Genomic DNA, 6,357 nt, shown 5'->3' with positions numbered 1-6,357 from the left:
TGGGGTCAGCTCACGAAACGGAAAAAATCGTACGCTAAGACTGGCAGGCAACAAACAATAACCGACTCAGGAACGGACGCTGTTCCTTGCGGATGCGCTCCAAGCTTGCGCGGCCATCTGTACTGGATCCCACGGACTGCTCAAGGGCGGCGTATAGCTTAGGTCGAGGTCATTGAAGGCTTCGACATTCATGCCATGGTAAATGGCGGCAGCAAATATGTCGATCCGCTTCGAAACCTCGGTCCCGTAGCGCCCAATGATCTGTGCCCCGAGCAAACGCTGCGTAAACTGGTCGGCCGTGACTCGAATGGTCATTTCCTTGGCACCCGGATAGTAGACCTTGTGATCCCAGGCCACATAGTCGACCGATAGAGGAGCAAAGCCTGCGTTTGCAGCATCGCGGGCATGGAAGCCCGTGCGTGCAATGACGTAGTCAAATACGCGAACCGACTGTGTTCCCAGACTGCCTTCGAATATCCTGTCGCCGCCAACCGCATTCTCGCCGGCAATCCGCCCCTGCTTGTGGGCAGTCGTACCGAGCGGCAGGTATGCGTTCGACTGTGTGATGCGATGCCAGGTTTCTACGCAGTCGCCGGCGGCGTAGATGTCCGGAACGTTGGTCTCCATGCGCCGGTTCACTTTCAGCGCGCCTTTAAAGCCCAACTCAATTCCAGCGGCCAACGCGATTTCCGTTTCGGGTCGGGCACCGACGGCAACCAAAACCATATCGGCAGTGCATCTGAAGTTGTTAGGGCCTTCGATCTGCAGCACATCACCATCGATCCCGATGGATGAGATCGCTTGACCAGTCGCAACACGCACCCCGTTGCGCTGCAATTCGGCGCCGACCAACTGGCCCAAATCCGGGTCGACCGTCGTCATGACGCTCGGTGCCATTTCAATCACGGTCACCTGGATGCCGCGGCGTGTGAGCGCCTCTGCCATCTCGAGGCCGATGTATCCTCCCCCAGCAATGGCGATGGTGCGGGGGCTGACCTTCTCAAGATGCTTTTGGAACGCAAAGGCGTCATCCATCCAACGCAGCAAAAAGACTCCAGGCAGATCGAGACCAGAAAGTGGCGGGCGTACCGAGGCCGCTCCCGTTGCGATGACAAGCTTGTCATAGCCATGCTGTGCCACTCGTCCGCTCTTGTCTCGTGTCGTTGCGCAATGAGCCACGGGGTCAATGCTCTCGACCGTGTGGTCAAGAAGCAGTTCGATGCCGAGCGCTTTGATGTCGGCAGCCTTGCGATGGGCCAGATTGGCTGCGTCGCCCACCTCGCCGCTCAGAAAATAGGGAATGCCGCAGATGCTAAAGTTCGGATAGCGGTCGGCAGTGGCGATTGTTACCTGCCAAGCAGGGGCGAGTTCGCGTGCTCGTAGTGCCGCGCTGATGCCAGCGTCACTACCGCCGATGATGAGCAGGTGTTTTATTGCATTCTCGGTCATGTCAGTCCTCCGTCACTGGTTCACCCTATATGCTGAGCCGGATCGCGAGCGCGGCGAGCGTGATCAGCAGGACGGGCACGGTCAGGAGGACACCCACCTTGAAGTAGTACCCCCAAGTGATGGTCATGCCCTTGCGCGCGAGCACGTGCAGCCAGAGCAAGGTCGCCAGACTGCCAATCGGCGTGAACTTGGGTCCCAAGTCGCAGCCGATGACATTGGCGTAGATCATGGCCTCGCGCACCGTGCCGGTGGCGTTCGTCGTCGCAACGGAGAGCGCACCCACAAGGACCGTTGGCATGTTGTTCATCACCGAGGAGAGGAATGCCGTCAGCACGCCCGTGCCGAACGCTGCGCCCCACACGCCGTGGTTGGCAAAAACATTGAGCAGATCCGCCAGATACCCAGTGATTCCGGCGTTGCGCAGGCCATACACCACCAGATACATCCCCAACGAGAAAATGACGATCTGCCAGGGCGCTTCGCGCAACACCTTCCGGGTGCTGATGACATGGCCGCGCGCAGCCACGCCGAGCAGAAGCAGCGCACCGAAGACCGCGACGGCGCTGACCGGCACGCCCAGCGGTTCAAGACCGAAGTACCCGAGCAGCAGGAGCGCCAGCACCACCCACCCGATGCGGAACGTGGCAGGATCGTTGATGGCCTCATGCGGCTGCTTGAGCTGCGCCATGTCGTATTGGGCGGGGATGCTGGGCCGGAAATAGAGCAGCAGCACGACCAGGCTGGCGACGATCGCGGCGATATCCACCGGGACCATGATCGCGGCGTATTCGTTGAAGCCGATGTTGAAGAAATTGGCCGAGACGATATTGACCAGGTTGGACACCATCAATGGCAGGCTGGACGTATCGGCAATGAAGCCGGCGGCCATGACGAAAGCCAGGGTTGCCGCCGGACTGAACCCGAGCGCCAGCAGCATCGCCATCACGATCGGCGTCAATATCAGCGCAGCGCCGTCATTGGCGAACAAGGCCGCCACGGCTGCGCCCAGCAGGATCAGGAAGGCGAAGAGTCCGCGCCCGTTGCCGCGACCCCAACGTGCCACGCGCAGCGCCGCCCACTCGAAAAAACCGGCTTCATCGAGCAACAGGCTGATGATGATGGTGGCCACGAAGGTGATGGTGGCGTTCCAAACGATGTGCCAAACCGCGGGAATATCCGCGAGATGAATCACGCCGGTCAGAAGGGCGGCAATGGCGCCGAGGGTCGCGCTCCAGCCGATGCCGAGGCCGCGCGGCTGCCAGATGACAAGGACGATGGTGACGAGGAAGATCAGCAGGGCAGCGAGCACGTCAGTTCTCTCTTTTCAACGGATTTTCGAATTCATGCAGACGCCGTAGAAGGTCGATGCGTGAGACGACGCCGATCACCACGCCCGACTCGACCACGGGCAGCGACGTAATCCGCCAGTCCACCATGAGCCGGGCGGCCACCGACAGGTCGTCATCCGGCCCGACGCTGTGCACCTTGTGTGTCATCACCTCGGCCGCAGTGCGACCCTCGGCCTTGCCGGGCTGGGCGCCCTCGGGGCTCAGAAAGGAAATCCAGAAGTTTTCTTTCCAGAGCGACTCACGTGGCTCAAACCGCTCATCGGCACCGCGGTAGATCAGGTCCTCAGCGGTCACGACGCCGAGCAAGTGTTGCTGCTCATCCACAACGGGTACGCCATTGATGCGGTGAGCGACCAGCAACTGCGCGATGGCGTCGACTGGAGTGTGTGAATGAACAGTCACGGGATTGGGGGTCATCAGGTCTCGGACGCGCATGGAGATCCTCCTAGGCTTGTTGAATGGCGAGCGTCTGTAGACGCTCGATTCCTACCGGCTCCTCGGTTTGTATCGGCACCAGGGCGATGCGCTTGGCGTGCCGCGTGCGCACGGCCTCGATCTGCGCCAGCTCGTGGCCTGCGCGCAGTTTGAGCAGAGGCGATCGCGTCTTGCTGACGGCCAAACTGTTGTTGATCAGCCAAGCCCACGGTTCGATTCCGGCGCGACGCAAGTCTTCCTGCAAACCAGCCGCCTCAAGCACCGGAGTGGTTTCCGCCAAGGTCACGATGATCACCTTGGTGCGTTCCGGATCCTGCAACTGCATCATCGGCGTGGTGTAGTGCGCATTCGCTCCCATGTGGCGGGCCACCTCACGGTGGTAAGCGCCGGTGGCGTCGAGCAGCAGCAGCGTATGGCCGGTCGGCGCGGTATCCATCACCACAAACTTCTTGTTCGCATCGCGGATGATGCGCGAGAAGGCTTGGAAAACCGCAATCTCCTCGGTGCAAGGGGAACGCAAGTCCTCTTCCAGCATCGCGCGGCCTTCGGCGTCGAGATCCTTGCCCTTGGTGGCCAGCACGTGTTGGCGGTAGCGCTCTGTTTCCGCGCGCGGATCGATGCGGCTGACCTCCAGGTTATCCAGTGAGCCGGTCAGCGTATCCGACAGATGCGCCGCCGGATCGGAGGTCGTCAGATGAACGGGAAAACCACGCTTTGCCAGTGCGACCGCGACGGCGGCCGCCAACGTGGTTTTACCGACGCCGCCTTTGCCCATCATCATGACCAAGCCATGGCCGACTTGGGCCACTTCATCCACCAGCGTGGAGAGCGCAGGTAAATCGGCTGGTGCCAAAGCGATAGCCGCTGCGGCCAGTACCGGATCGTCTTCGCCACCAAGCAGGTTTTTCAGGGCCTCGACGCCCACCATGTTGAAAGCTTTGAGCGGCAACTGGTCCACCGGTAGCCGATGCAACGCGGCAGGCATCTCGGCGATTGCGGTCTGCTCGCGGCGGTGTACGGCAGCGGCCAGCGCATCATGTTCCGCCTCGGCCGCCGGCAATACGCCATTGATGACCACGAACTGGCCGGACAGGCCGAGGGCAGCCAACTCTCCAGAGGTGCGCGCGACTTCGTCCAGGGTGGACTTCTGCGCGCGCGCCACCAGCACTAGGCGCGTGCGTTCAGGGTCGGCAAGCGCCTCTACCGCTGCGGCGTAACGCTGGCGCTGCTTTTCGAGACCTGTCAGAGGTCCCAGGCAAGACGATCCTTCCGGGTTCGCTGCGATGAAGCCGCTCCACGCGCCGGGCAGTTGCAGCAAGCGGATGGTGTGGCCGGTGGGGGCGGTGTCGAAAACGATGTGCTGATAATCAGCCGTGAGTGCAGCATTTGTCAGCAGTGCCGTGAACTCGTCAAAGGCGGCGATTTCCGTGGTACATGCGCCCGACAACGATTCTTCGATCCCCTTTACGACATCGTCAGGCAGCACGCCGCGAACCGGACCAACCAACCGTTCACGGTAAGCATGGGCCGCGGCTTCCGGATCGATTTCAAGGGCAGAAAGGTGCGGAACAGCCCGAATCGGCGTGATGCGATTACCGATGTCCACACTGAATACTTGCCCAACGTTAGACGCCGGATCAGTGCTGACGAGGAGGACGTTCTTCCCCGTTTCGGCGAGTTGAATGGCTGTGGCACAGGCAATCGAGGTTTTGCCGACGCCGCCTTTACCCGTGAAGAAGAGATAGCGCGGCGGATGTTGAAGAAATTCCATGATCATTTTCTCCGTATTGTTCAGCAGCAGCCGCGACGGCTAGAGCAGCAGCCCGATGTCTGTTTCGTAACGTCCGCCGGTTGATCGGCGCCGATCCAAAGCGCCAATTCGGTCCGCTTCGGATAGCGTCCCGCGAGGACCACTTCGCCATCGACCAGGATCAGGGGCAAGGCATCCTGCCCCGAGCGTTGCAAAATTGCTCTTACGGTTGCATTGTCTGCAAATGCCTGTGGCTGCTGCGCTAGATTGAAACGCTCGATGTGCGCCCCGTTCTGCTTTGCCCAATCGACATCGGCAGCAAAATTTACGAGCGCCTGGTCGACATTCACTCCGCACACTCCTGTGCTACAGCACAACGATGGGTCAAAGACTTCAATCTTTTTCATTTAAAACCTCCATCAAATATTGAAATGTTGATCAAATAAAAACTACGCCGAAAGCGTCCCTATGTGATCCAACGCTGACTTGAAGTGCGGTCGGTCATTCTCAAGTTGGGCCAATGGCAGTGCGAGAAATGCTTCAATGCGACGTCGCAAAATGCGGTAAGCGGTCGTGAAGGCGGCTTCGATTTCCTCTTCGGTTCCGGTGACATGAGCGGGGTCATCGACGCCCCAATGCGTGCGCAACACTGGGCCCAGATAAGCCGGGCAGGTTTCTCCGGCCGCATTCGAGCAGACCGTGATGACCACATCGGGTACCTGCGGCAAGCTGTCCCAGGATTTGCTGTGCAATCCGTCCGTGGCGATGCCCTCGCGGGCCAGGAGTGCCAGAGAGCGAGGATGGACCTTCCCGGTCGGCTGGCTTCCCGCGCTCATGGCTTTCCATCCGGTCGGTGCCAAGTGGTTGAAGGTCGCCTCAGCCAAAATGGAACGGCAGGAGTTACCAGTGCAAAGAAAAAGAATGTTCATGTCGTCGTCGCTTTGGTCGGGGTGGGTAATAGTGGTGGCAATAATTCCTCGGAACATTTCGAAGCTGCGCGCATTTCAATGCATTGGTCCGGACTGCCCGAACAGCACTCTTCGGTGAGGTAGGCGATCAAATCCAGCATCAAGGGGATGTCCGCACGGTAGCGCTGAAAGCGGCCTTCTTGCTCAACCGTCACCAGGCGAGCTTGTGACAGCGCCTTCAGGTGAAAGGAGAGATTGGCCGGTGGCACATCCAGTGTGGTGGCGATCTCGCCGGCTACCATGCCTTCCGGCCCTTTTCTGACCAGCAGTCTGAACACGTCCAAACGCAATCCTGAAGCGAGGGATTCGAAGATTGATGTGGCAGTTTGCTTTTCCATATTTTGAGTATACAACAACTATTGAAATATATGCAATGCTTTTTGACTCGTCCAGTTAGACTATACCC

At 59.7% G+C, this 6,357-nt stretch carries 7 protein-coding genes; all 7 read right to left on the bottom strand.

The window, feature by feature from the left end; all coding sequences use genetic code 11:
* Positions 1 to 66: 66 nt before the first annotated feature.
* From AB4090_RS14630 to AB4090_RS14600, 7 genes are read right to left on the bottom strand one after another with little or no spacing between them, the layout of a single operon-like run.
* Complete coding sequence (locus tag AB4090_RS14630; RefSeq protein ID WP_369574620.1) at positions 67 to 1,449, bottom strand: FAD-dependent oxidoreductase; 1,383 nt, start codon at positions 1,447 to 1,449, stop codon at positions 67 to 69.
* A 25-nt stretch (positions 1,450 to 1,474) separates the two neighbouring features.
* Positions 1,475 to 2,758: an arsenic transporter gene (locus AB4090_RS14625; RefSeq protein WP_369574619.1), complete on the bottom strand. Its 1,284-nt coding sequence runs from the start codon at positions 2,756 to 2,758 to the stop codon at positions 1,475 to 1,477.
* A gap of 1 nt (position 2,759) precedes the next feature.
* The gene (locus tag AB4090_RS14620; RefSeq protein WP_369574618.1) at positions 2,760 to 3,233 is read right to left on the bottom strand and encodes a CBS domain-containing protein; all 474 of its coding nucleotides are present in this window, start codon (positions 3,231 to 3,233) and stop codon (positions 2,760 to 2,762) included.
* Positions 3,234 to 3,243: 10 nt separating this feature from the next.
* Entirely contained in the window at positions 3,244 to 5,004 is a 1,761-nt protein-coding gene (gene arsA, locus AB4090_RS14615; protein ID WP_369574622.1) for an arsenical pump-driving ATPase, read from the bottom strand.
* A gap of 20 nt (positions 5,005 to 5,024) precedes the next feature.
* Positions 5,025 to 5,390: an arsenite efflux transporter metallochaperone ArsD gene (gene arsD / locus AB4090_RS14610; RefSeq protein WP_369574617.1), complete on the bottom strand. Its 366-nt coding sequence runs from the start codon at positions 5,388 to 5,390 to the stop codon at positions 5,025 to 5,027.
* A 42-nt stretch (positions 5,391 to 5,432) separates the two neighbouring features.
* Positions 5,433 to 5,912 carry an arsenate reductase ArsC gene (locus AB4090_RS14605; RefSeq protein WP_369574621.1) on the bottom strand — a complete coding sequence of 160 codons (480 nt, stop codon included), beginning with the start codon at positions 5,910 to 5,912 and terminating at the stop codon, positions 5,433 to 5,435.
* A complete protein-coding gene (locus tag AB4090_RS14600; RefSeq protein ID WP_369574616.1) occupies positions 5,909 to 6,289 on the bottom strand; it encodes an ArsR/SmtB family transcription factor in 381 nt (126 codons plus the stop codon). Before AB4090_RS14600 ends, AB4090_RS14605 begins: the two co-directional genes overlap by 4 nt.
* Between the last annotated feature and the right edge of the window lie 68 nt (positions 6,290 to 6,357).

The organism is Acidithiobacillus sp. IBUN Pt1247-S3 (assembly GCF_041146875.1).
Classification (GTDB): Bacteria; Pseudomonadota; Gammaproteobacteria; order Acidithiobacillales; family Acidithiobacillaceae; genus Igneacidithiobacillus.
Note: the sequence above shows the minus strand (reverse complement) of the source record. Positions and strands in the feature narration are given on the sequence as shown.